The sequence below is a fragment of the Paenibacillus sp. FSL E2-0190 genome (assembly GCF_037992965.1).
GTDB lineage: Bacteria > Bacillota > Bacilli > Paenibacillales > Paenibacillaceae > Paenibacillus_AQ > Paenibacillus_AQ odorifer.
Window position 1 is genome coordinate 715195 of sequence record NZ_CP150306.1, and the last position, 24924, is coordinate 740118.

18 protein-coding genes, 1 rRNA gene and 3 riboswitches are annotated in these 24924 nt (G+C 46.0%); of the genes, 16 read left to right on the forward strand and 3 right to left on the reverse strand.

Annotated elements, in window-relative coordinates:
* Positions 1-187 precede the first annotated feature (187 nt).
* Complete coding sequence (locus NST25_RS03125; RefSeq protein ID WP_076130529.1) at positions 188-640, forward strand: MarR family transcriptional regulator; 453 nt, start codon at positions 188-190, stop codon at positions 638-640.
* On the forward strand, positions 637-2148 hold the full coding sequence (locus tag NST25_RS03130; RefSeq protein WP_076106051.1) for a DHA2 family efflux MFS transporter permease subunit: 1512 nt from the start codon (positions 637-639) through the stop codon (positions 2146-2148). The genes NST25_RS03125 and NST25_RS03130 overlap by 4 nt, the downstream gene beginning before the upstream one ends.
* An 84-nt stretch (positions 2149-2232) precedes the next feature.
* On the opposite strand, the gene NST25_RS03135 is transcribed toward NST25_RS03130, so the two are convergent.
* Both NST25_RS03135 and NST25_RS03140 read right to left on the reverse strand, forming a co-directional pair.
* Positions 2233-2538: a zinc ribbon domain-containing protein gene (locus NST25_RS03135; RefSeq protein ID WP_052096752.1), complete on the reverse strand. Its 306-nt coding sequence runs from the start codon at positions 2536-2538 to the stop codon at positions 2233-2235.
* Positions 2539-2633: 95 nt separating this feature from the next.
* Positions 2634-3575 (reverse strand): YafY family protein, encoded by a 942-nt coding sequence (locus NST25_RS03140; protein WP_340393293.1) that lies wholly within the window; start codon positions 3573-3575, stop codon positions 2634-2636.
* Between the two features lie 150 nt (positions 3576-3725).
* Between NST25_RS03140 and NST25_RS03145 the strand changes: the two genes are divergently transcribed.
* Positions 3726-4988 carry an MFS transporter gene (locus tag NST25_RS03145; protein WP_340393294.1) on the forward strand — a complete coding sequence of 421 codons (1263 nt, stop codon included), beginning with the start codon at positions 3726-3728 and terminating at the stop codon, positions 4986-4988.
* Positions 4989-5002: 14 nt separating this feature from the next.
* On the opposite strand, the gene NST25_RS03150 is transcribed toward NST25_RS03145, so the two are convergent.
* Positions 5003-5671, reverse strand: coding sequence for a DedA family protein (locus NST25_RS03150; RefSeq protein ID WP_076106058.1), 669 nt, complete (start codon positions 5669-5671; stop codon positions 5003-5005).
* Between the two features lie 107 nt (positions 5672-5778).
* Here NST25_RS03150 and NST25_RS03155 point away from each other — a divergent pair, with 107 nt between their 5' ends.
* From NST25_RS03155 to NST25_RS03215, 13 genes are all read left to right on the forward strand, one after another.
* Positions 5779-7152 carry a polysaccharide deacetylase family protein gene (locus tag NST25_RS03155; RefSeq protein WP_340393296.1) on the forward strand — a complete coding sequence of 458 codons (1374 nt, stop codon included), beginning with the start codon at positions 5779-5781 and terminating at the stop codon, positions 7150-7152.
* A 132-nt stretch (positions 7153-7284) separates the two neighbouring features.
* On the forward strand, positions 7285-8643 hold the full coding sequence (locus NST25_RS03160) for a DUF58 domain-containing protein (protein WP_076186321.1): 1359 nt from the start codon (positions 7285-7287) through the stop codon (positions 8641-8643).
* Positions 8612-10951: a transglutaminase domain-containing protein gene (locus NST25_RS03165; protein WP_076277882.1), complete on the forward strand. Its 2340-nt coding sequence runs from the start codon at positions 8612-8614 to the stop codon at positions 10949-10951. Before NST25_RS03160 ends, NST25_RS03165 begins: the two co-directional genes overlap by 32 nt.
* Positions 10952-11113: 162 nt before the next feature.
* Positions 11114-12652: a glutamine-hydrolyzing GMP synthase gene (gene guaA, locus NST25_RS03170; protein WP_036679874.1), complete on the forward strand. Its 1539-nt coding sequence runs from the start codon at positions 11114-11116 to the stop codon at positions 12650-12652.
* A gap of 145 nt (positions 12653-12797) precedes the next feature.
* Positions 12798-13262 (forward strand): hypothetical protein, encoded by a 465-nt coding sequence (locus NST25_RS03175; protein WP_076106071.1) that lies wholly within the window; start codon positions 12798-12800, stop codon positions 13260-13262.
* Positions 13263-13464: 202 nt separating this feature from the next.
* Positions 13465-13564, forward strand: a riboswitch (purine riboswitch).
* Between the two features lie 122 nt (positions 13565-13686).
* The gene (locus NST25_RS03180; RefSeq protein ID WP_036679893.1) at positions 13687-15087 is read left to right on the forward strand and encodes an NCS2 family permease; all 1401 of its coding nucleotides are present in this window, start codon (positions 13687-13689) and stop codon (positions 15085-15087) included.
* A gap of 400 nt (positions 15088-15487) precedes the next feature.
* Entirely contained in the window at positions 15488-17743 is a 2256-nt protein-coding gene (locus NST25_RS03185) for a glycosyltransferase 87 family protein (protein ID WP_340393297.1), read from the forward strand.
* Positions 17733-19511 (forward strand): phospholipid carrier-dependent glycosyltransferase, encoded by a 1779-nt coding sequence (locus NST25_RS03190; RefSeq protein ID WP_076130537.1) that lies wholly within the window; start codon positions 17733-17735, stop codon positions 19509-19511. Before NST25_RS03185 ends, NST25_RS03190 begins: the two co-directional genes overlap by 11 nt.
* Before the next feature lie 97 nt (positions 19512-19608).
* Complete coding sequence (locus tag NST25_RS03195; protein WP_038568643.1) at positions 19609-20589, forward strand: glycosyltransferase family 2 protein; 981 nt, start codon at positions 19609-19611, stop codon at positions 20587-20589.
* The gene (locus NST25_RS03200; protein WP_339281643.1) at positions 20576-20983 is read left to right on the forward strand and encodes a GtrA family protein; all 408 of its coding nucleotides are present in this window, start codon (positions 20576-20578) and stop codon (positions 20981-20983) included. Before NST25_RS03195 ends, NST25_RS03200 begins: the two co-directional genes overlap by 14 nt.
* 102 nt (positions 20984-21085) lie before the next feature.
* Positions 21086-21751 carry a class D sortase gene (locus NST25_RS03205; RefSeq protein WP_254848855.1) on the forward strand — a complete coding sequence of 222 codons (666 nt, stop codon included), beginning with the start codon at positions 21086-21088 and terminating at the stop codon, positions 21749-21751.
* Between the two features lie 113 nt (positions 21752-21864).
* Positions 21865-21947, forward strand: a riboswitch (cyclic di-GMP riboswitch).
* A gap of 74 nt (positions 21948-22021) precedes the next feature.
* A riboswitch (cyclic di-GMP riboswitch) is annotated at positions 22022-22102 on the forward strand.
* A gap of 13 nt (positions 22103-22115) precedes the next feature.
* Positions 22116-22925 carry a transglutaminase-like domain-containing protein gene (locus tag NST25_RS03210; RefSeq protein WP_340393298.1) on the forward strand — a complete coding sequence of 270 codons (810 nt, stop codon included), beginning with the start codon at positions 22116-22118 and terminating at the stop codon, positions 22923-22925.
* 367 nt (positions 22926-23292) lie between these two features.
* A 16S ribosomal RNA gene (locus NST25_RS03215) occupies positions 23293-24850 on the forward strand.
* Positions 24851-24924 lie beyond the last annotated feature (74 nt).

Consider the following 24924-nt stretch of genomic DNA (forward strand, 5'->3'; position numbering starts at 1 on the left):
GATCCACCTTGGTTCGCTTTTTTTATGCTTTGTGCACTTATGTATGATTTTCATGTTTTTCCTGCAATATAAAATTATCTTTCAGAAAGTTACAGCAAATTATTGACCGAAATTTAGTTAAGGTGTAAAATAGTACGCATGCGAACTATTAGATGATCTAACTAATTAAATCTTTGGAGGTGAAGATTTGGAAGATAAGGAGCAGCAATTAGATGATATTTTCTCCTCTTTTCGCCGGATTAGCCATGCATTCCAGCAGCTGCTGTGGAAGGATGCCGAAGAGCTGGACATCACACCAACACAGTTGATGGTTCTCCGCAAAATATCTGCAAATCCCGATATTGGCATTACAGATCTTGCCGAGCTATTACATTTGGGGAACAGTGCAGCGAGCGGCGTAGTGGACCGGATGGTGAAAGCCGATTTGATCACAAGACAGCGCTCTGAGGTAGATCGGCGTATATACAACTTGGCGATTACTGAAAAGGGCAGAGAAATCAGGGAAAGAAGTAAGCAATCGCTCAGAAGACACTTACTTCCACTATCCAATATACCTGCCGAGGATGCAGGCGAATTACTTAGGATTCATACCGAAATCATTCAGATCTTAGAGCAGGGGAGAGACAAACAGAATTTATGAGTACAATTACAGGTAACGCTGCAGCGGCAACTAAGGGAATACGTAGAGGACCGATTATTGCAGCGCTCTTAATAGGTGCATTTGTCGCACTTTTGAACCAAACACTTCTTAATGTGGCATTGCCGAGCATAATGGACGATCTAAAAATCGCAACGAATACGGCACAGTGGCTAACAACGGGATTTATGCTCGTGAACGGTGTGCTGATACCGATTAGTGCGTTTCTGGTGGAAAAGTTTACGACCCGCCAGCTATTCATCACCGCGATGTCACTTTTTTCGTTAGGTACACTTGTCTGCGGAATCGGAACAGGCTTTGAAATGATCATGGTCGGCAGAGTCATTCAGGCGGTTGGCGCAGGGATTTTGATGCCGTTAATGAATATTGTGTTTCTTCGCATCTTCCCAATTGAAGAGCGGGGGAAAGCGATGGGGCTAATGGCGGTAGCCATGATTTTTGCTCCAGCTGTAGGTCCAACGTTGTCAGGGTGGGTAGTTCAGAACTATTCTTGGCGTGTATTGTTCTTTATCGTTCTTCCGCTGGCTATTCTTTCTACCTTGCTAGGTATGAAAACAATGCAAAATGTAGGGCAAACAACCTCTCCGAAGCTGGATAAAACGGGTGTTATCCTGTCTACCATTGGTTTTGGGGGATTGTTGTACGGCTTCAGTGATGCTGGAACCGATGGTTGGGGAAGTGCAACAGTCATTACCTGCCTCATTGTGGGTGTGATTGCACTGGCTTTATTCGTATGGAGAGAGCTTAAGGCTGAGACACCACTGCTTGAGTTCCGGATTTTCAGATACAATATGTATTCACTCACGACATTAATCAATATCATCATTACGATGGCTTTATATTCGGGTATGATTTTGCTGCCGATTTATTTGCAGACGATCCGTGGCTTTACGCCAATGGAGTCCGGTCTTATGCTGTTGCCGGGAGCCATTCTAATGGGAATTATGTCTCCAATCACGGGGATTATATTTGATAAAATCGGGGCAAGATGGCTGTCTGTGGTAGGCCTGATTATTACAGTAATTACGACCTGGCAATTCAGCCAGCTTACAGACAGTACGACGTATACGCATATGATTATTACTTACACGGTTCGGATGTTAGGCATGTCGATGTTATCGATGCCGATTGTAACGGCTGGACTTAACCAGCTTCCACAGCGTTTAAGCTCGCATGGTACAGCAATGTCGAATACGTTGCGGACGGTCGGAGGCGCGCTGGGAATGGCGTTGTTCGTCAGTCTAATGACCAATAAGACGAAGAGCACAATCACTGATACGCTTATGAGCGGAACGGTTTCGTTAAACGATAAAGCAGCGATGCTTAAGCTTACGCAAGAGGCTACAATTAGCGGGGTTACGCATGCCTTTAACATTGCTACCTGGATCACTGTAGTTGCTTTGGTATTGGCTTTCTTTATTAAAAAGACTTCACCGCAGCCAGACTTCCTGAAGACGGAAGAAGTGCAGCCACAGCAGGACAATCAATAAAAAACTGGGTTAACAAAGAATGGAAAAAGGAGCGTCCTACGAACTGTTATGGTTCCGTAGGGCGCTTCTTTTGTTGTGATGCTATTAGTTAGCTGGAGACACAGCTGCAGGATCGCTCCAACGTTTCAGATGTGGCAGCTGCTCCGCGAGAAGTTTACGGGCAACATTCTCATCCATTCCTTCTTCGACCATATAGCCTGTACAAATGTCAGCCATTTCTTGCAACGTGATGTTAGGCTGTTTGAATGCGCCATTCTCATAGCAGTACACGCAGTAATCTTCGATCTTGTTGCCATTCTGGTCCGTTCCAAGCAATTCCGCCGTAGGCATTGGCATCCCACAGCTTTGACAAATTTTAAGATCTCCTTGCTCTACATGTTCATGTCCCATATTTAACACTCCTTTAAAGGTATGCAAGCTCTCGAGCGCCCGCTTTAAGTTCAGTATAGAACAATAAACCTGACGGCATTCCGTCAGGTTTATTGTTAGGTTGTATATTTTGCTGCTATGCCTGCTGCAAGCTGCCCCAGCTTTTGCCGAATATGCGGTGGCTCTAAGATTTCTACATGCATCCCGAAGCTTAGCAGGAAACCATACAGCCATCCATCCTCAGGATAGTTGATGGTTACCTTGTAACCTCCATTACCGTCGGGCAGTAGCTCGGTAGAATCAAACCGCTCTTCCGCTAGATGTTTGCTTTCAGCCTTAAACTGCAAAACGATGGGTGTTGCTGTTGTTACGGTTGATCTCTGATACTCGTTGCTCCAAGGCAGCTCGCTTGCACCCACATCTTTTGCAATAAAAACTTGGGTATTCTTAACGAGCTCTTTCATGCGCAACAGCTTAAATAGACGGAAATCCTGACGATTGAGACAAAATCCATATAAGTACCATGCTTGCCCCTTTAGCACTAAAGTATAGGGCTCTACCGAACGCTGGCTTGTCTGACCCGCAGCATCCACATAATCAAAGTTTACGGTCACGCTTTCCTCAAGTGCTTCTTTTAGAGTGGCAAGCTTTTCTTCCAGAATACGTTGAAGACCCCATGGGGAGAAGTCGATGATGAGCTGAGTCGTTTTGCTGCGGAAGGCGGCGGATTGGGAGGGCGGGATTACGCTGCTGATTTTTTCCATGAGCAGAGTATGTTCATTTCCTCCATAAGACGAGACGCTCTGCAGAGCCGTGAAAATATCCGCCAGCTCACGATCCGTCAAAACATTGCGGTCCAGCCGGTATCCTTCCATAAGCCCGATCCCACCGTTCGCTCCCTGATAGGTGACGATAGGAATTCCGGCTCCATTAATGCTTTCAATATCACGATAAATCGTGCGCACAGATACCTCGAACATATCGGCTAGCTCCTTCGCCTGAATTAGGCGGCGGTTCATTAGCAGGATAACGATAGAGAGCAATCGATCTATTTTCAAAAGACAATTCCTTCTTTCCCGGAGATTTCCGTGAAGTAATGCTGTATTTCATCTTAGCAAATCCTTGAAAATAAAGCATTGTCATAAATTAATGATTCGATTAATATCTAATTAGATATGTGTATAAATAGATGAAATGAGGTTTATTTTATGAATAATCACTCAGCTGTTGCGATGTTTAGGAGTCATAAGGGATATTCACGATTGTTCACAGCCGGCTTGATCAATGGAATTGGTGATCGTTTTACTAGCGTTGCAGTACTGGCGCTGGTTCTGCAGTTGACGGGATCAGGCATGGCGGTAGGGATTTCGTTAGGTGTGAGACTGTTTCCTTATTTATTTCTGGCCCCGCTTGGAGGCATACTTAGCAGCAAAATTCCACGCAAATATATCATGATAGCTACAGATATGCTGAGGGTCCCAGTAGCCTTAGCCTTTTTATGGGTGGATGGGGAGGAGAAGCTGTGGTTGTTATATATGGCAAGTTTTTTGCTGGCAGCGGGTGAAGCCATTTACAGCCCTGTTCGTAGGTCCACTATCCCCTTGCTCGTCACCAAAGATTCTCTGCTGACCGTCAACGGACTAGAGCAGTTAATGAGCGGCTGCGTGCTGATCCTTGGAGCGTTCAGTGGAGGGGTGGTGTCGATGTGGTTTGGTCAGGAGGCAGCGTTCATTATGAATGCAGTGTCTTTTTTAATCGCAGCGATGTTAATTTACGGTATCGATTTTCCACAACATACGGAAATGGTGACGGTGGCTAAGAAGGCTACATATTCTCCTGAGGGGGACTTAGAAAAATCCGATAAAGAAGCACAATACGGTCGGCTGCGTGCTCTGGGAATGGTAATTGGCGGAAGCTTAACGTTGCAGGTCATTTTCGGTTATGAGCTGTTGGTGCCGTTGCTAAATGGTCTGGATAATGTACTGATCAGTGTCTATGCGATACAGGTATTTCACGCGGGGGATATTGGAGTGGGGGCATTTTATGCGGCGCTTGGCATCGGTCTTAGCCTTAGTTTTTTTACCTCACGTTATTTAAAAAAGGGGCTGCTGATTGTAGCCATCGGAGGGCTTTTACTAGAAGGAGTATTATTGATGGGCATCAGTGTCAGCAATCATTTTGCAGCAGCATTTATGTTATACATCCTGCTGTCATTTGCCGGGGGGACGGGGAATGCCTGTCTGGATACGCTCGTTATGCAGGAAACCCCATCTGCTATGCAGCCCTTTGTGTTTGGACTCCTGTCTGCAGTAGGAAATACGCTGCTGGGATTATCTATGCTGTTCGCCGGGTGGCTATTAGAAGGGGTAGAACCAAGAATGGTAGGGTTTGCTGGGGGAGCGGGATTTGCCATAGTTGCGCTTTTACTCGCAGGATACGCGGGGGTACGCAGCAAGAAAAAACGTACTTAAAAAGGGCGGTGGCTTCACCGTCCCTTGGAAGTTTTTTTAACCTGAGTCTGTAGCTTAATGGCAGCTTTGCGCGGGAACAGGCGGATGCTTATCTTTTTGCGGTAGCGATACAGGATTACAAGGGCAGCTATAGCTACACCGCCAGAGATAATCCATAGTGCATATAACTCGAATAAATGGAAAATACCCATCCACTGCGGACCAAATACCCGTCCTATGCCAAGAAACAGCACTACCCAGAATAATGCTCCACTATAAGCGTAGAGGGCGAATTTACGGAAGGGCAGCGCAACTATACCAGCAAAATAGCCGGTAAAGTGACGAACGCCTGGAATAAAATATCCGATGGAAATAAGGATACTGCCGTATTTCTCGAACCATTTTTGCGTTTTATCCAGCTTGGCAGGGGAGAACAGCAACCACTTTCCGTATCGCTGGATGAAGGGCATTCCGGCTTTTAAGCCGACAAAATAGGTGAGGGTCATCCCGGCTGTGGTCCCAGCAAACGCCACTAGAATCAACGTTATGAAATCAAGTCTTCCCGTATAGGAAAGAAAACCTGCAAAAGCCATGGTAGTTTCTCCGGGAAACGGCAAGGCAACGAATTCGAGCAGCAATCCAAAAAACAATACGCTATATCCATATTTGCTGAATAATTCTTGTATAAAGTTCAGCATTTCCATAAGATTCTCACTCTCCAAGGGGCAGTTGCCTTATTCTATTTTGAAGCTTGTCTTCATACAATCTACCAAATGGCTTTTGAGCCAATAGAATGCTGGAGGTAGAGAAGATGAAAGGTAACAAAAACACTCACGGCCGCCGAAACTTGATAAGCGGATTGCTTGTTATGGTTGTAATCGTCATCGTAATGCTGGGATGGAACGCAGGGGAGAGTGTAGATTCTTGGATGAATCGTTCATTACATTCCGCAAGCGCGGAGTCTGTCTCTGTTAAGAATAATCTCCCGTTAGTGGCGATGCAAGAATTGCTTCCTAAAGCAGAGTCCATTGTGACTGCTTCTCCAGAAGTTAAATTGAATTCCAGTACGGCACAAGTATCCAAGGTGTCGACAACATATTCAGCAATTACGGCCGCAAAGAAAGCTTCAAAAACGGTCTATATTACATTTGACGACGGACCGAGTGACAATACCTTCAACGTTCTAAAAATTTTACAGCAGCAAGGTGTGAAGGCGACCTTTTTTGTCCTTGGTAATCAAGCGAAAAGCCATCCAGAGCTAATTAATGCCATATGGGAACAAGGACATGCTATTGGCAATCATACCTATAATCATAATTACCATGATTTATATAGTGGATTCACTGAATTTTGGAGCCAGATTAAAAAGACCGAAGAAATTGTTCGGGGCATTACAGGGGTTCGCCCACAACTTATCCGCGCCCCGGGCGGAACCTTTGATCACTTTGATAATACCTACTTCAATTTGTTGAAGCAAGCCGGTTATATCGTTACGGATTGGACGGTGGACAGCGGGGATTCTAAACGCAAAGGGGTACCGGCGTCAGAAATCTTAAAAGAGTCAACTGCAGATCTGAAGTCCTCTCGGGTTATTCTGCTGCTGCATGATGGCGGCGGCCATCAGGAGAGTGTTAAAGCACTGCCTGATATTATTGCGCGTTATAAGGCTGCTGGGTACAGCTTTGGCCTTTTAGATGAGACGGTGGAGCCTGTACAATTCAGAGTCTCCTCAAAAGCAAATAGCTTGGGCAGAGTGAAACCTTCGGAAGCTTGGATCACCTCGAATATCATACCGAATGCAGAGCTGTTTGCGCCCGGCAAACCTTTAGTGCTGGAGGTTGGAAAGCTGGAGACGAAGCTGGCGCCAGGTGAATATGCTCTGCAAAAAGGGAAATATATGGTGCCACTTCGCGCTGTGATCGAACGGCTGGGAGGGCAGATTAGTTGGGATGCGGGCAGTCGCAGTGGGAAGATTGCCTGGAACGGCAAAGATATCATCGCGGATGTGGCGAACAAGGAACTCCTGTTAAATCTTCCTGATCATGTTCAAAAGATAAACGGTGCCAGTGTGGAGATGATTGGCGGTTCTATCTGGGTATCGCTGCGTGAGCTGCTGGAGACAGCCGATCATCCTCCTTTAAATATAAGCGTGACGGAAGGTGAGCGCCGGGTAATAGCCTTCTGAGATTTAGCGCTCAGGCAGTTTTTTTAAAAGAAAAAAACAATGTCTGGGCACCCTTTTTCATGGGAAGAATAGATAGTAATAAGTTCCTCAGCTGGGAACAAGTCTAGACCCAAAGGAAGGGTGTTCGTTCCATTGTCCTCTTCAAAAAAAGTAGAACACAAATTAAATAACAAGACTGAAAGAGTTAGAAGCTATCCGCGTAGCCGTAGTGCGTTGGCTGAATGGCTGCGGATGCTGACTGTGGCTGGAATTATAGGTGTTTTATATGCATGGCGCGGAGGCGCATCACTCTTATTTCTGCTGATCGCTGTAGGCGTTATCATGGTTGGCGGACTGATTGTTCAACTTTCAGGTCCACGGGCGATAAAGATTGAACGGACAATCACTCCAGTAAGACCGATAGCTGGAAGTACACTGCTTGTGAAGGTGCGGGTGAATTTCTCTGCCCGGCTTCCACTGCCATGGCTGACTATCGCTGATTTTTGGGGGGACAGAGGACATCACAAGCTACTGTTTCCGGGATTCAGACGCTCTTTTGAATACACCTACCTTCTTGAGAACATGCCGCGGGGACATCATCATTTGCAGGGCTGTAGAGTAACTTGGGGAGATTTGCCCGGCTGGTTCACAGGCCGATCTGAGCCTGCTGAAGAGCATAGCGTTAAAGTGCTGCCTGCCCCCCTATATTATGGCGGAGCAGTCCCGGACAGCGGCTTTATTAGCGGTAATTCGCTCTATTCCAGAAGGGGAAGAAGCAGCAATGATGAGACCATGGAATCGCGGGAATATGAGCCCGGTGATCCGCTTAGCCGAATTCATTGGAAGAACAGCGCCCGGCTAGGAAATCTGCAGAGCAAAGTTCCAGAGCGTGAAAAGGCAAGAATGAGCTGTATCGTGTTGGCTAATGATCCCAAAAGCTATGAGATTCCAGCCAATGCACTTACACCTCGTGGCAGTCGGGAGGAGCAGCCTCCGGTATTTGAGAAGGCGGTGTCAACGGCGATGGGGCTGATGCTCTTTGCTGAGCAGTCAGGTGCTTATGTCCAGTTATTTAGCGGAGGCTGGCCGGAAGGAATGGCTAGGCATGAAGGACTGGGTAAAATCCCAGGGAGAGTGCTGGATATTCTAACTGATATTTCTCCGAATGGAACAAGAACCCTGTCCGAGCTGTTGGAGGATGCTTCTAGAGGCTGGATTCCGGGAATGACCGTTGCTATAGTGACCGGAAGATTAGAGGAACAATCCGCTAAGGTTATCGCTAAATTCTTAGTGCAAGGTGTAAAAGTTGAGCTCTATTATGCTTGGGATCAGCCAGCTCCGCTGCCTGCTGAGGTAATGCTGCAGGAGATCCGCCAGCCTGTGCGGGGAACGGTCGGGGATAGTCTGGGTCGTCTGGGAGCACGGATGTTTTGTCTGGATGATGCATTGCCAGCTTACAGGCTCAGGGAGGTAGAGTACCATGAATCATCCGGAAAACCAACGCTACGGTAAGCGGATACCGGGTGACACAAGCTTCTCTATGAATGAGCACAGTGGGAAGGAACCAAAGCAGCTCCATTTGGAAAAACTGGAGAACAGTCATGCCGGTAAACAGAGAAAGATACCTCTGTATTATCGCATGCTGTTCTCTTTGGCTATTTTGGGGCTGTTTTTAGAATGGCTGCTCCCTTTATATAGAACGACTTCATTGGAAGATACTGCTAGATTGCTGCAGATTCTGATGATTTCTGCTGCCGTGCTGTTGATGTGGGGAATCCTTCAGATTCCCGGGTGGCTATTGCTAAGTATCCAATGTTTGATGATCGGAACAGCTTGGCTATATCTATGCAGCGAGAGCGTAGGGACAGGATGGCTGGGCATTTATGCAGTAGAAATTCCAAATGATCTGATTTTGCTCTTTTCCGGGCATGTTTCTCAGCTAAGCGAGATCAGCAGACTTTTGATTTTGATTGTTGGCTGGGGGCTGCTGGTATCTTCGGTGCAGCAGCTTGCACTTTTCAGAGGTAGTACGCTGCTGTTTACAGCGGTGACCCTCATTTATCTATTAGTTCTGGATATTGGCTTTGGCGTTAATACGACAACGGATGTTGTAATATCAGTCGGGCTTATTGTATGGATGCAAGCAATGAGTGGTTTGCTCCGTCTGCGGGAACGGGTGGGCAGCATTCACCTGCCGTATGCCCGATGGGGAGTTTTGGCATTAGCGGCTGCTATATTCGTCATGATGACAGCATGGTTTGGTGGGCAGGTATATGAAGTACGACCGCCTAACCAAACTACACTCCAGTCAACCTTTGAAAAGCTGCAGGAATGGGCTTCGGGCCATATGCCCGAAGATAATGAGGCTATACCTGCAGGAACAACAGGGTATAGTACCAATGATGGAGAACTGGGTGCTCCATTATCACGCAATACCGAGCCAGTCTTCACAGCGTTGACCAGTCAGCGTACCTATTGGCGCGGGGAGAGCATTGCCTACTATGACGGTCGCCGTTGGATCAGAGGTGGTGAGGAGTTTACTCCGCTTAACTTGTCCAGCCTGCCTCAGATTCCGGCGACGGTAACCACCACTAATGGGGGGCGGACTTTGCAACAGCGGATACAATTTGCTATTCCCTCTTCCGGTGGAATTCCTGTATTCAATGCGGGTACCCTAACAGATGTTGAGACAGTTCAACTATCCAATGGCAGCCAGCTTGGTTATGTTCTGGCGAATAAGGACAGGGATACCTTTCGTCTGCCAGATTCGGTGGGGTCAACTCGGATCACTGAGTATATAGTTGATTCTATACTTCCCGAGAGTAATCCAGTACTGCTGCGCGGGTTGGGTGATGCTGATCCTCAAGAGATAAAGAACAAATATTTACAGCTGCCTGATTTATTACCTGAGCGAGTGAAAGCTCTGGCAGAGAAGCTCACAGCTTCCTCGGGCAACCGATATGACTCCGCAACCGCCATTCGGGATTATTTGCAAAACGGGTATTCTTACACGCTGGATACCATGGTTCCGCCAGCTGGGGCTGATTTTGTGGATCATTTCCTGTTTGAGACCAAACAAGGTTACTGTGTGCATTTTGCCACAGCGATGACCGTATTGCTGCGAAGCACAGGTATTCCAGCGCGGTATGTTCAAGGCTACGGACCTGGAACCCAGCAGGAGGAAGCCATGCCGGCGAAGTATTTAGTCACCCAAGGGGATGCGCATGCTTGGGTAGAGGTTTATTTTGCCGGCGCAGGTTGGGTTCCTTTCGATCCGACGCCGGGTCCTGCGCTTGCGGCTGGCTTCCCTGCGCCGGCACGGCCTGCGGCCGCAGCAGTCGCACCGCAAGCAACGCGCAGCGCGGAACTGCCCGCCCTGCCGCTGGCGGGCGGGCCCTTTTCAGCGCCGCTCGCTGCCGCGGCGCTGCTTCCCGCCGCCGCTTGGCGCTGGCGGCGCAGCCTGGCTCTGCTGCTGGCCGCGCGTCGCGGCAGCAGCTTGAGCCGTGAGAGGCAGCTGCGCGCGGCCTCTCTGGCTTGGCACGGGCTGGCGGAGCGGTTTGGACCGCCGCCGCCCGGCGTTACTGGCAGGGAGTATGTGGACTCCCTGCGGATTTACGATGCCGGACTAGATGTAGCCGTCCGGCAGTTTGTCCGCCAGTGGGAGACCCTGGCGTACGCGCCAGCTTCGGCCTCCACAGCCGTGATCTCTGCCCGCGACAATCCCGTAGACTCCGCTCCCGCCCTTGGCGGCGAACCTGCGGCTTCTGATGCGGCCGCGTTTATTCGCGAATGTCTGCTCATTACCTTCCGTTTAACATAAACGGCTAAGAACGCTTAGATCCGCTATCTAATTTATGCCATAGCAAGGAAGGTTCTGCATGAAGTTTTATCACTCTCTGATTATGAGAGGCGTGTCCTCCTTTCCTTGACGATGAGAATTAACCATGAGTATAATGAATCCAATAATCAAGGGAGGCACGTAATGAACAAGCCAAATGAAATTATCGTCGTTCTCGATTTTGGGGGACAATACAACCAACTTATCGCGCGCAGAATTCGGGACCTGGGAGTATACAGCGAACTTTTGCCGTACAATACGCCAGTTGACAAGATTAAAGCACTTTCGCCTAAAGGAATTGTCTTCTCCGGCGGACCTAGCAGTGTATACGCTGAAGATGCACCACACGTAGATCCGGCTATTTATGATCTAGGAGTGCCGATCTTCGGTATTTGTTATGGGATGCAGCTGATGGCTCATCAGCTTGATGGTAAAGTAGAACGTTCGGCTAAACGGGAATATGGTAAAGCTGATGTTGACTTTGCAGAAGGAACTGCTTTAGTTGCAGGATTGGAGAACCGCCAGACTGTATGGATGAGCCACGGTGACCATGTAGTTGAGCTTCCAACAGGCTTCAAGCTGGATGCAGGTACAGAAAGTGCTCCAATTGCAGCAATGAGCAACGCGGAGCGCAAACTGTTCGCTGTGCAATTCCACCCAGAAGTACGTCACTCCGTTCAAGGTAACGAGATGATCTCGAACTTCTTATACCAAGTTTGTGGTTGCGACGGCAAATGGACAATGGAATCGTTTATCGATGAAGCCGTTCAAGATATTCGCAATCAAGTCGGAGATAAAAAAGTACTCTGCGCTCTTAGTGGCGGAGTGGATTCTTCCGTTGTGGCTATGCTTATCCACCGTGCAATCGGAGATCAATTGACCTGTATGTTTATTGACCACGGCCTTCTGCGTAAAGGTGAAGCAGAAAGCGTTATGGAGACTTTCGTAGGCAAATTCGATATTCATGTAGTGAAAATCGATGCACGCGATCGCTTCATGAGCAAACTTGCAGGTGTTGAAGACCCTGAGCAAAAACGTAAAATCATTGGTAACGAGTTTATCTACTGCTTCGACGAAGAGTCAGCTAAGCTCGGAGATTTTTCATTCCTTGCACAAGGTACGCTTTATACGGATATCGTTGAGAGTGGAACAGCTACAGCGCAAACCATTAAATCCCACCACAATGTGGGCGGCCTGCCAGAAGATATGAAATTCAGCTTGATCGAGCCGCTAAACACCTTGTTTAAGGACGAAGTTCGTAAACTCGGTGAAGAGCTTGGCATGCCACGTGCGATCGTATGGCGTCAGCCTTTCCCAGGTCCAGGTCTTGCTATTCGTGTCTTGGGTGAAGTAACAGAGGACAAGCTTACCATCGTTCGTGATTCTGACTACATTCTGCAAGAAGAAATTGCTAAAGCGGGATTAGACCGTGAAATTTGGCAATACTTCACTGCCCTGCCTAACATGAAGAGTGTCGGAGTTATGGGTGATGCTCGTACGTATTCCTACACAGTAGGTGTTCGTGCAGTAACTTCCATCGATGGCATGACCGCTGACTGGGCACGTATCCCATGGGATGTTCTTGAAAAAATCTCTGTACGTATTGTCAACGAAGTTGAGAATGTAAACCGCGTAGTGTATGACATTACTTCGAAACCACCTGCAACGATTGAGTGGGAATAGCATATAACAATAAGAAACCTGCAGTTCCTTATTTATTAAGGGACTGCAGGTTTTTTTATTAACCGTGAAGCTTGTGACGGACCCTATATAGCAACTTTAGAGAATGTGATAAACTGGGAAAAATAAACTTACAGGAGCCATTAGAATGGGATTCTCACTTATTGGAACACTAATAGCTATGGTTATTCTTGCCCCAAGTTTACTGATGATTAAGTTTCCGCCCGATCATGTTCCCAGCGGTTTAAAAGATGCCGGCATCGTCTACACTCTTTTGGAGAGAGTAGGGCAGTTGGGATGTATAGCCATTCTTGCGATTTCAAAGGATAACTTTGAAAATGTAGAATTCGGGATCTGGGCTGCACTTATCTTTGTGTTTATCACGATTTATTACGGTTTATGGATTCGTTATATGGTTAAGGGACAGCAATTCAGATTATTATGGGCTCCATTATTGTTTCTTCCGATTCCCATGGCAGTTCTCCCTGTTTGTGCATTTGGATTTGCGGCTATATGGGGCAGATCTTTCTGGTTGGGTATTGCAGTGATTTGTTTAGCTATAGGGCATTTTGCTAATTCTTGGCATAGCTATCAGTATTCCAAAGGGCAATAAGCCAGGGAACATCGAAATTGTTTTATAGGGAAAAATACCCATTTGATAAGGCTTTTGATAGTTAATAAGCTGCATGATTTAAAGGATTTTGGGGTTGAAGTTAAAGATAAAAATGTATGAATTACGAACAATAGAAAAAATAAAGTCGAAAATGTTCGCTTTTTTCATTGACAACTTATGTGATGTCCCCCTAAAATGATAAAGCACAACAACATAATTCTTTCGTATATTTCTGGGAATAGGCCTGGAAGTTTCTACGAGGTCACCGTAATGACCTGGCTACGATTAAGAAGAGCTGAGCAACCCGTATTGTCCTGAATCTAGGGCTATAGTCATGGGTGCTACTCTTTTTTTCGAGCCGGTGTCGATCAGATACCGGCTTTTTGTTGCTGTCAGCCACAACATACCTTAGGGGGAGAACAATTTGAATCGGTTTTTCAAGTTGAAAGAGAACGGCACTACAGTACGTACAGAGATAATGGCCGGCTTGACTACGTTCATGGCTATGGCTTACATCCTGTCGGTTAATCCGAGCACATTAACAGCATTTGGCCGCATCGATATGGGCTGGTACTCTGTATTTCTAGCGACTGCGCTGGCAGCAGGTATTTTCACCATTGCAATGGGCGTGTTTATAAACTTTCCAGTAGCATTGGCACCAGGTATGGGACTTAATGCATACTTTGCTTCCGTAATTTTGTCTTCTGCAACCTCAGAACATCCATTCACTTGGCAAATGGGTCTGACCGCAGTATTTATTTCCGGTTTGATCTTCATCCTGCTTACGGTTACCCGAGTGCGGCAGATCTTACTGACAGCCATTCCTGACAGCTTGAAGCATGCCATTACCGTAGGTATCGGGATGTTCATTACAATCCTTGGGCTTAAGAACAGTGGTTTGATGACGATTGGTGTCGAAGCTGGTAAAGATATTTCCGCCAATACATTCACAGATGTCCTATCCTTTGAAACAATTATTCATATGGGTAGCCTAGAGAACACTGATGTACAATTGGTAATTATCGGATTGCTTCTTATTTCCATCCTGATGGTACTGCAAGTTAAAGGTGCGATTTTATTCGGTATCTTGGGTACAACCCTCGCGGGTATACTGATGGGTGTAGTTGATTTTGGCTCTTTGTCCAGTCCGACAACCCCTTGGGTGCCTGACCTGACGCAATTGAACTTTTTCGAATTTGACTGGGATGGTATCCTGCACACCGGTATTGTTTCAGCAATCGCAACATTCACTTTTGTAGAATTGTTCGATACATTTGGTACACTTGTAGGTACTGCTCAACGCGCTGGTATTATGGACAACCCTGAAGAAGGTAACAAACGTGTAGGTAATGCAATGTTTGTCGATGCCATCGCTGTAGCTGGTGGTGCGGCATTGGGTACTTCCACTACTACTGCTTTTGTAGAAAGCGCGGCAGGTGTTGCTGAAGGTGGACGTACAGGTCTTACAGCTGTAACAACGGGTGTGTGCTTCTTGCTTGCGTTATTCCTTGCACCAATAGTGGCTCTGATCCCTGGATCTGCTACAGCCGCAGCATTGATTGTCGTAGGTGTGCTCATGGCACAATCGATTCGCGAAATTGATTTTCAAGATATGGTTGTTGCGATTCCAGCGTTCCTTACTCTAGTAATCATGCCTTTCACTTATAATATTGCTAATGGTATTTCCTTTGGTATCGTAACTTATGTAATCCTTGCTTGTGTAGCTAACCTTGCTGGCAAGAAAAAATACGATATTCACTGGATGATGTGGGTACTTGCTATTCTGATTATTCTCCGTTATGTATTTCTTGGTAGTGCGGGCTAACTCATATATAGCATACAGATGTGCATTCAACGGCTCCTTCATAACTGAGGGGGCCCTTTTTTTATATTTTTGTTGGCACTTAACCATTCAGGCTAGTCTATGTTTCTAGCTTTTCATCATCTATGATTTAGATTATATTGTTGAAGAGGTGATGTTCAGGACGAGGCAGCCTTGGCGTTAGAGTCCAATTTGTTCCCTCCTTGATCCTGATCTCTGTTGATTTTGTACTGAAAATACTTCAAACCCCTAGATGGTCCTATGGTCTTACCATTTTGTTAGTTCTCTCGCTTTATGCTGATAGAATGGCCTGTTTTTTTGCTCCGGTATTTGCTTTAGCCACTGCGATTCTTCTATTCTATATAAGAGTCTATATAAGAGCCTTGAAGCTTAGGGCGATCCTATGGAATGGAATATTGTGGATGGAAGGGTCTGCGATCCAGATAAGGTTAACATACCCTATATTTATATGCTCTTTTATGAGAAAATCAATCCAAATGATTTCTTAGCAACGGTGAAATACACTAATTCGGGAGTTGTTTTTCAGAAGGGATATGCTTTTGGCTGGACTAAGATGAATATAGGACGAGGTGAGGTTGGGACGATGATCAAGAGTACACGTGCGGCCGTAATGACTGTATTGATGCTGTTATTGTTTGTGCTTCCTGTAACAAGCATTTATGCAGAGGGGAATCTATTGCAGAACCCTGGCTTTGAGGAGGGGGGAGATGATGCGCCTTCTAACTGGACTAAGGATATGTGGATTTCAGGAGACAACTCAGCTCTACTTTCAATCCAATCGGAGGAAGTTCATTCCGGCAGCAAGGCGGCAGTCATTGAGAATATCGAGCCCAATCATTCGAAATGGGTGCAGACGATTGAGGCTACGCCGAATAGTTATTATAAAATCTCTGGATGGATCAAAGTAGTAAGTACAGCAGGGGAGGGAATGGGCGCCAACATTCTTGCCGTTGGAGTAGGCGGGGGGTATCCCAGCGTAACTGATACGGCAGGTGAATGGCACTATCTTGAATATATCGGCCAGACAGGACCGGAGCAGAAGTCATTTGGTATAGGCGCAAGTTTGGGCGGCTACTCTAGCTTGATTCAAGGTAAGGCTTATTTTGATGATTTTGCTGTAGAAAAATTAGACGCAGCTCCCGAAGGGGCTAACGTTATTTCGCTGGATAGTTCAGCGGTTAGTCCAGATGCCGGCGACAAAAAGGCAGACACTCCACATAAAGTATCTCCAACTAAGATGTTGCTGATTTCAGCGCTGTTTAGCGTGTTTTTTGCAGTGCTTTATACTAAGGCATTCCGTAGTGAGAAGCTTATGAAGCAGCCTGAGAATATTTATTCCAAATGGCTGAGCATTGCCATCGGAATTGCTTTTATCCTGAGGGTGTGGATTGGTCTTACCGCGCAAGGTTATCAGAATGATATGAATACCTTTATTTCTTGGGGACAGCGTATGGTGGATTTAGGTCCTTGCAAATTTTATGAAGAAGGTTATTTTGCCGATTATCCTCCTGGCTATTTGTACATATTGTACGTGCTTAGCGCCATTCGTGGCGTTTTAGGATTCACTCAGGGCTCAGGTGGAGAGAATTTGCTCTTCAAGCTCCCTGCGATCCTTTCTGATTTGGTGCTCGGCTACTTCATTTATCAAATGTCACGCAAAAAACTCGGCACAGGAATAGCTTTCGGCTTAATGTTGTTGTTTCTGTTTAACCCAGCGGTACTTATTAATTCAGCGGCTTGGGGACAAGCAGATTCATTCTTTTTGATCTTCCTGCTGCTCAGTATCCATGGCGCTGCGAACAAAAAGTTTGTCCGCTCCGCAATTTTGTTTGCCTTAGCGACGCTAATTAAACCGCAAGCGTTGATATTCACGCCGGTATTGTTGTTTGCTTTTTATCATCACCGCGCTTGGAAGCAGCTTGGATTCGGAGCTTTGTATGGATTAGGGATCTTCGGATTGCTTGCGGCACCGTTTTTCTGGAATAACGGAGGATTGGTAGGGGTTATTGATCTTTACAAGAGTACGTTATCTTCCTATCCGTATTCTTCAGTGAATGCATTTAATCTGTATGCACTGACTGATCCGATGTGGTCATCCCTTGATCTAACCTGGCTTGGCATTCCATACCGTGTATGGGGCTTCATATTTATTTTAGTGGCTGTAGCTGTTGCGGCATTTTATTCCTTTAAAAAGGATCGCTTGGACCTGACCAAATCCTATTTTATCGGGATGGTGCTTATAGTAGTGGTCTTTGTGCTTGGCACCAAAATGCATGAACGTTATATGTTCCCTGCTCTTATTCTTTGTTTGTTTACTTATATAGAAAGTCGGGACCGCCGCTTTTTATCGCTATTTCTCGGATTCAGCTTAACGCAATACATCAATGTGGCGTACACCTTATCCCACCTGAATGCAGATGTTAGCCCGGGTGCAGACGGAATCGTATTAGTGACTGCTATAGCTAATTTAGCATTGCTGCTTTATATGCTGAATATCGGATACGATGTGTATGTCCGCAAGGGAATAAAACCTCTTCCAGCGCCAATTACACCGGAAGAACAGTATGAAGAAGATTTGAGAGTTGTCGGGCAAATTAAACCGCATCAGAAGGGAGGGCGATTTAACGATGAAGTTTAAGCGTATAGATTGGATATGCATAATAGCTATTACGGCCGTTTACGCAGCGCTTGCTTTATATAATCTTGGCTCTACTAAATCTCCAGAGACCTTATGGGAGCCTGCTGCCAGTGGTGAAAGCTTCTATGTAGATTTGGGGCAGAGTAAACCATTGGAACGGGTCAATATCTTTGGTGGCGTGGGCACGGGTAAGTTCAAGCTGGAATTCAGCGACAATCCTGAGGTCTGGAGCAGTCCGATGGATGTCAGTGAGGATGTCGGGAATGTCTTCATCTGGAAAAGCCAACCCCTGAACGTTACTGCGAGATATGTGAAGTTTACAGTTACCTCTCCAGGGTTCACTTTGAACGAAATGGCCTTTTATGAGCAGGGGGGAGAAAGAATCCCCCTTCCTATTGCCGGTGTGACACCGGATGCTAACGCTGTACCTAAAAGAGGAGCAGCGGCCAATCTTTTTGACGAGCAGGCGCTCATTCCGGAATATTCTAACTTTATGAATAGTACTTATTTTGACGAGATCTATCATGCGCGAACAGCTTATGAATATACACACGGGATTGTGCCTTACGAGAATACGCATCCACCGCTTGGCAAGCTGTTGATTGCCATAGGTATGGAGCTGTTCGGAGTCAATCCATTCGGCTGGCGTATTATCGGAACATTGTTCGGAGTTGCCATGTTACCTCTTATATATGTAATGGCGCTGCGTTTGTTTAAGAAAAGCAAATACGCCGCCCTCGCGGCAGGATTGTTTGCGCTGGATTTCATGCATTTCACACAGACAAGAATCTCCACGATTGACGTATACGGAGTATTCTTCATTATGTTGATGTTCTATTTTATGCAGCGGTATTACACAATGAATTTCTACAAGCAGCCTTTAAGAAAAACATTAATTCCGTTATTCTGGTCTGGCTTATTCTTCGGAATCGGCGTAGCTTCGAAATGGATTGTGCTCTATGGAGGAGCAGGGCTGGCCATTATGCTGGCTATCTCCCTTTTTGAACGCTACAGAGAATACCAAGCCTCCGGACGCCTGCTGGCAGAGGGGAAGATTAAAGATAAGGAATTGCTGGGCACCTGTCGTGAAGCAGTAGATTCTTTTTGGAAAAAGACTATTATTACGTTGGCTAGTTGTATCGGGTTCTTTGTAATTATTCCAGTAATTATTTATAGCTTATCTTTTGTGCCGGGGTTATCTGCATCAGCAGAGGGCTTCACTATAAAAGGTTTGATTGATTCCCAAAAGAATATGTACAACTACCACAGCCAGCTTGTAGCTACACATCCTTTTGCTTCCTCATGGTGGCAATGGCCGTTTATGAAGAGACCGGTCTGGTTCTTTAGCGGCGGTGAAGGTTTGCCGGAAGGTCAGGTCAGCAGTATAGTGACTATGGGGAATCCTCTTATCTGGTGGACGGGTATTTTTGCGATGCTGGCAACGCTGTGGATTACGCTGAAACGTAAAGATAAGAACCTCTACATGATCTGGATCGCCTTCTTCTCGCAATATGTTCCGTGGATGCTTGTCCCAAGAGAAACATTTATTTACCATTATTTTGCTATGGTACCATTTATGATTCTTGGTATTGTATATATAATGAAGTTGCTGGATAGTAAATTCCCTGAGGCCCGTTACGTACAGTATGTCTATGTAGCCGTTGCTTTGCTGCTCTTTATCGCTTTCTACCCGGTACTGTCAGGGATGCAGGTCAGTGGAGATTACGTGAAAGATATGCTGCGTTGGTTCCCAACTTGGGTTTTCTAGGATTTAATAAAAATCTATAAAATAAGTTTATGAATGCAGCGTTATTATGAAGTGTAGATGGATGTAACGCTCCAAAAAGCTTGTAGGAGGAATAAAGGTGAAAGCCAGATATAGTGTGATTGTACCCATGTTCAATGAGGAGCAAGTAATTAGCCATACTTATGAACGTTTGAAAAAAGTAATGGACGAGTGCGGCGATACTTATGAGCTGGTCTTCGTCAATGACGGCAGTCGTGATCGTTCCGCCCAGATGATTCGGGAGATCTGTGAACGAGACGAGCATGTCAAGCTGATTGACTTCTCGCGTAATTTCGGACATCAGGTAGCGATTACAGCTGGCATGGACTATGCCGAAGGTCAAGCGGTTGTTGTTATTGACGCTGATCTTCAGGATCCTCCGGAGGTCATTTTGCAAATGATCGAGAAGTGGAAAGAGGGCTACGACGTTGTATATGCGAAACGCCTGAAGCGCCACGGAGAAACGATGTTCAAAAAGGTCACCGCGAAGCTTTTTTACCGCCTGCTCAGCAGTATGACAAGTGTGGATATTCCTACGGATACAGGCGATTTCCGTCTTATTGACCGTAAGGTATGTGATGTCCTGCGGGGACTTAAAGAAAAGAACCGCTATGTCAGAGGTTTGGTGAGCTGGGTTGGCTTCAAGCAGACTATGGTGGAATATGAACGGGAAGAACGTTTTGCCGGAGAAACCAAATATCCGCTGAAGAAAATGATTCGTTTTGCGTTAGATGGCATCACCTCTTTTTCACATAAGCCGCTTAAGATTGCTACGTATATTGGATTCTTCCTTTCATTCTCTAGCTTTCTCTATTTATTTTTCGTCTTGTTTCAAAAGATATTTTTTACCTCCTGGACGGTTCCGGGCTGGGCTTCCATTGTAGGCGTTAATCTGCTCTTTAACGGTATCGTTCTGATGCTGTTGGGTGTGATTGGGGAGTATATCGGACGGATTTATGACGAGTCTAAAGATAGACCGCTATATATTGTTAGTGAGACTAAAGGCTACCAGAACGAAGAACAACTGGACCGCCGGAAGGACCACAATGATGTTAGATAAGAACTTGCGCGCTGCATTCATACAGTTCCTCAAATTTAATGCCGTAGGTTTGCTCAATACGCTTATTGATTTTGTGATTTTTACATTGTTGAATTCACTAGGGATGGTATACGCATTGGCGCAGGTGATCTCCTATAGTGCAGGCACGGCGAATAGCTTTATTTTGAATAAAAAAGTAACCTTTCGTGATCGCAACCGGGGGAATAAAGAAGGCTTCGACCGCGTGCAGCTGGTCAAGTTTATCGTGCTGAATCTGGTAGTGCTCGGAATATCACTGCTGCTAATGCATCTGTTGACAGACAAACTAGGCATTCAAGTCTTGATCTCCAAGGTGCTGGTTACCTTTATCACGGTGATCATCAATTTCTTTGGAAGTCGTAAATGGGTATTTTAAACATTAATTTCAGGCAGAAGGAGTTGCTATGCTTAAAGGCAAGTAGCTGTTTCTGCTTGATTTGTATATAACCATAGAAACAATATACGGAGGTGAATAACATTGCGTAAATTCTCCTATCTACTCATACTGGCTGGGATACTTATCATGTTATATCCGACAGCTAACGAGTGGTACAACGACAGGCAGCAGGAGAAGTTATTAGAAACGGCTGAACTAAGCACTGCCGATAGTACTCCCCAGCCAGATCTGAAGAGCAGGTATGCTGAAGTTACTCAGCTGTTAGCAGAGGAATCGGTTCTGGATGCCCAGGCACAGCCCCAACCCCAAGAGACAGAAAAGCCTGAACCGGAGATTGCAGTCGGTGGCAAAGTAATCGCACTAATTGAAATCGATAAGATTGATTTGAAGCTGCCTGTATTAGAAGGGGCTACAAAAGCTAATATGAAACATGCTGCAGCCCATATGAAAGAAACGGCACCCCTTGGAGAGATCGGGAATGCTGCAATCGCGGCGCATCGGGCTCGAACTACGGGTCGTTTGTTTAACAGATTGAATGAGGTTGTTGTGGGGGATGTTATCACGGTAAAGACTAGTGATCAGGTGTTTAACTATGAGGTGTATGATATTTCTGTTGTAGATCCGAGTGATGTCTCCGTTCTTGACGGGAATGACAAGGATAAGATTCTTACTCTGATTACATGTGATCCGCTAGTGAATCCAACGCATCGGCTGATTGTTCATGCCAAATTAACAAAAGGAGAATAGTGAATGACAAGAAAACACAAATACCGGGAGATATTTATAAAATAATGGGTAATCTAGTAAATTAGGTCTTGTTCACACCTATAAATATGATAGTATTATACTATGAAAGCTAAACACGATAACGGCAAACCTTCCGAAAGGTAGGGACGCAAAGCTAAAGGGCCTTTTCCCAAAAGGATGGCAGCCAGCTACCGAATGAAGAGGCTTTTTTTGTTTGTTTCAAATGGATTCTATCAATTATATCTAGTAAAGCTAGAACAGATAGAGCTTATACGATAACGGCAAACCTATCGAAAGGTAGGGACGCAAAGCTAAAGGGCCTTCCCGAAAGGATGGCAGCCAGCTACCGAAAGGAGTTTTATCCGTGAAAAAGGTTTATTTTATGCTGGTGGCGTTGTTCGTCCTAATGACTTCAGTTCCGGTAAGTACAGCTCAAGCTGCAAGTGCAGATGCCAGCTGGTTGATTACATCCAAAGTGGCCCAAGGTGTTATTGGTATTAACTATGATATTCCGAAAGATAAAAGAATCAAACTCATGATCACCAAAGATAACAGCAGCTATACATATAACTTGTATGCTTCTGGACAAGCTGAGGACTTCCCTTTGCAACAAGGAAATGGGACTTATAAGGTTTCTGTTCTGGAGAACACAACCGGCAATAAATACAAAGCATTATATTCCGAAGTAGTAGACGTAACCATGAGTGACTCGAATTCCGTATATTTGGGCTCCGTACAGAATGTGAAATGGAGTTCTTCTGATAAAGCGATTGTCAAAGCTAAACAATTAGTACAAGGCAAAACAACAGACGAAGAGAAAGTTAAAGCGATCTATAACTATGTAGTTGCGAATGTACAATATGATTACTCTCTTGCTAATAGTGTAACTACTGATTATATTCCAAGCATCGATAAGACATTGACTACTAAAAAAGGGATTTGCTATGATTACGCTTCTCTTTTTGCCGCAATGCTGCGGAGTGTAGATGTTCCTGCTAAGTTGGTAATGGGGAATACAAGCTACGTTACGCAATATCATGCATGGAACGAAGTGTTGCTTAATGGGAAGTGGGTTACCATTGATACTACAGTGGATGCAGGACTTGCAAAGAGTGATAAGAAAACCGATTTAATTAAAGCCTCAACCAAATATACTGCGGCAAAATACTATTAAGTTCGTCGCTAGAAACATAACTCTATTAAATAAACAACTGGCTTAATTATTAAGCCAGTTGTTTATTTTTATATTAGGGGTTGCTTTTCTATTAATAGTTGGGGTATTATAGGTAAGCGTTGTTAGACAGCGTACAGGCGATATAGACGAGGCTGATAAAAAGCTTCGAAAAATAAAGCTTGCATTTCTGAAAACAACATGATATATTATAAGAGTTGCTGCTGAGACATTAAACGGCGCCAACGAGAACTTGATCTTTGAAAACTGAACAACGAGTGAGTAGGAAATCACGCAAGTGAAATCCAAAATTAGAGAATTAATTTTCTCGTCAGATGTTTCAAAATGAGCATATCGCTCTTTTCAATACTAATTGGAGAGTTTGATCCTGGCTCAGGACGAACGCTGGCGGCGTGCCTAATACATGCAAGTCGAGCGGAGTCACTTTGAAAGCTTGCTTTCAAAGTGACTTAGCGGCGGACGGGTGAGTAACACGTAGGCAACCTGCCCTTCAGACTGGGATAACTACCGGAAACGGTAGCTAATACCGGATAATTTCTTTTTTCTCCTGAGAGAAGAATGAAAGACGGAGCAATCTGTCACTGAGGGATGGGCCTGCGGCGCATTAGCTAGTTGGTGGGGTAACGGCCCACCAAGGCGACGATGCGTAGCCGACCTGAGAGGGTGAACGGCCACACTGGGACTGAGACACGGCCCAGACTCCTACGGGAGGCAGCAGTAGGGAATCTTCCGCAATGGGCGAAAGCCTGACGGAGCAACGCCGCGTGAGTGATGAAGGTTTTCGGATCGTAAAGCTCTGTTGCCAGGGAAGAACGTCCGGTAGAGTAACTGCTACCGGAGTGACGGTACCTGAGAAGAAAGCCCCGGCTAACTACGTGCCAGCAGCCGCGGTAATACGTAGGGGGCAAGCGTTGTCCGGAATTATTGGGCGTAAAGCGCGCGCAGGCGGCTATTTAAGTCTGGTGTTTAAACCTTGGGCTCAACCTGAGGTCGCACTGGAAACTGGGTGGCTTGAGTACAGAAGAGGAAAGTGGAATTCCACGTGTAGCGGTGAAATGCGTAGATATGTGGAGGAACACCAGTGGCGAAGGCGACTTTCTGGGCTGTAACTGACGCTGAGGCGCGAAAGCGTGGGGAGCAAACAGGATTAGATACCCTGGTAGTCCACGCCGTAAACGATGAGTGCTAGGTGTTAGGGGTTTCGATACCCTTGGTGCCGAAGTTAACACAGTAAGCACTCCGCCTGGGGAGTACGGTCGCAAGACTGAAACTCAAAGGAATTGACGGGGACCCGCACAAGCAGTGGAGTATGTGGTTTAATTCGAAGCAACGCGAAGAACCTTACCAGGTCTTGACATCCCTCTGAATCTGCTAGAGATAGCAGCGGCCTTCGGGACAGAGGAGACAGGTGGTGCATGGTTGTCGTCAGCTCGTGTCGTGAGATGTTGGGTTAAGTCCCGCAACGAGCGCAACCCTTAACTTTAGTTGCCAGCAGGTAATGCTGGGCACTCTAGAGTGACTGCCGGTGACAAACCGGAGGAAGGTGGGGATGACGTCAAATCATCATGCCCCTTATGACCTGGGCTACACACGTACTACAATGGCCGGTACAACGGGAAGCGAAGCCGCGAGGTGGAGCCAATCCCATCAAAGCCGGTCTCAGTTCGGATTGCAGGCTGCAACTCGCCTGCATGAAGTCGGAATTGCTAGTAATCGCGGATCAGCATGCCGCGGTGAATACGTTCCCGGGTCTTGTACACACCGCCCGTCACACCACGAGAGTTTACAACACCCGAAGTCGGTGGGGTAACCCGCAAGGGAGCCAGCCGCCGAAGGTGGGGTAGATGATTGGGGTGAAGTCGTAACAAGGTAGCCGTATCGGAAGGTGCGGCTGGATCACCTCCTTTCTATGGAGAATCGTTCTCTGCAATGAGAACATTCAAATCGGAAGCTCAGCTTCCAAAACTCAGGTTTAGGCCTG

Coding starts and splice junctions, on each gene's coding strand:
- NST25_RS03150 (WP_076106058.1), bottom strand. CDS start 5,671: ATGGAAATGCTGAACTTTATACAAGAATTATTCAGCAAATATGGATAT.
- NST25_RS03130 (WP_076106051.1), top strand. CDS start 637: ATGAGTACAATTACAGGTAACGCTGCAGCGGCAACTAAGGGAATACGT.
- NST25_RS03155 (WP_340393296.1), top strand. CDS start 5,779: ATGAAAGGTAACAAAAACACTCACGGCCGCCGAAACTTGATAAGCGGA.
- guaA (WP_036679874.1), top strand. CDS start 11,114: ATGAACAAGCCAAATGAAATTATCGTCGTTCTCGATTTTGGGGGACAA.
- NST25_RS03175 (WP_076106071.1), top strand. CDS start 12,798: ATGGGATTCTCACTTATTGGAACACTAATAGCTATGGTTATTCTTGCC.
- NST25_RS03165 (WP_076277882.1), top strand. CDS start 8,612: ATGAATCATCCGGAAAACCAACGCTACGGTAAGCGGATACCGGGTGAC.
- NST25_RS03185 (WP_340393297.1), top strand. CDS start 15,488: ATGGAATGGAATATTGTGGATGGAAGGGTCTGCGATCCAGATAAGGTT.
- NST25_RS03145 (WP_340393294.1), top strand. CDS start 3,726: ATGAATAATCACTCAGCTGTTGCGATGTTTAGGAGTCATAAGGGATAT.
- NST25_RS03190 (WP_076130537.1), top strand. CDS start 17,733: ATGAAGTTTAAGCGTATAGATTGGATATGCATAATAGCTATTACGGCC.
- NST25_RS03200 (WP_339281643.1), top strand. CDS start 20,576: ATGATGTTAGATAAGAACTTGCGCGCTGCATTCATACAGTTCCTCAAA.
- NST25_RS03135 (WP_052096752.1), bottom strand. CDS start 2,538: ATGGGACATGAACATGTAGAGCAAGGAGATCTTAAAATTTGTCAAAGC.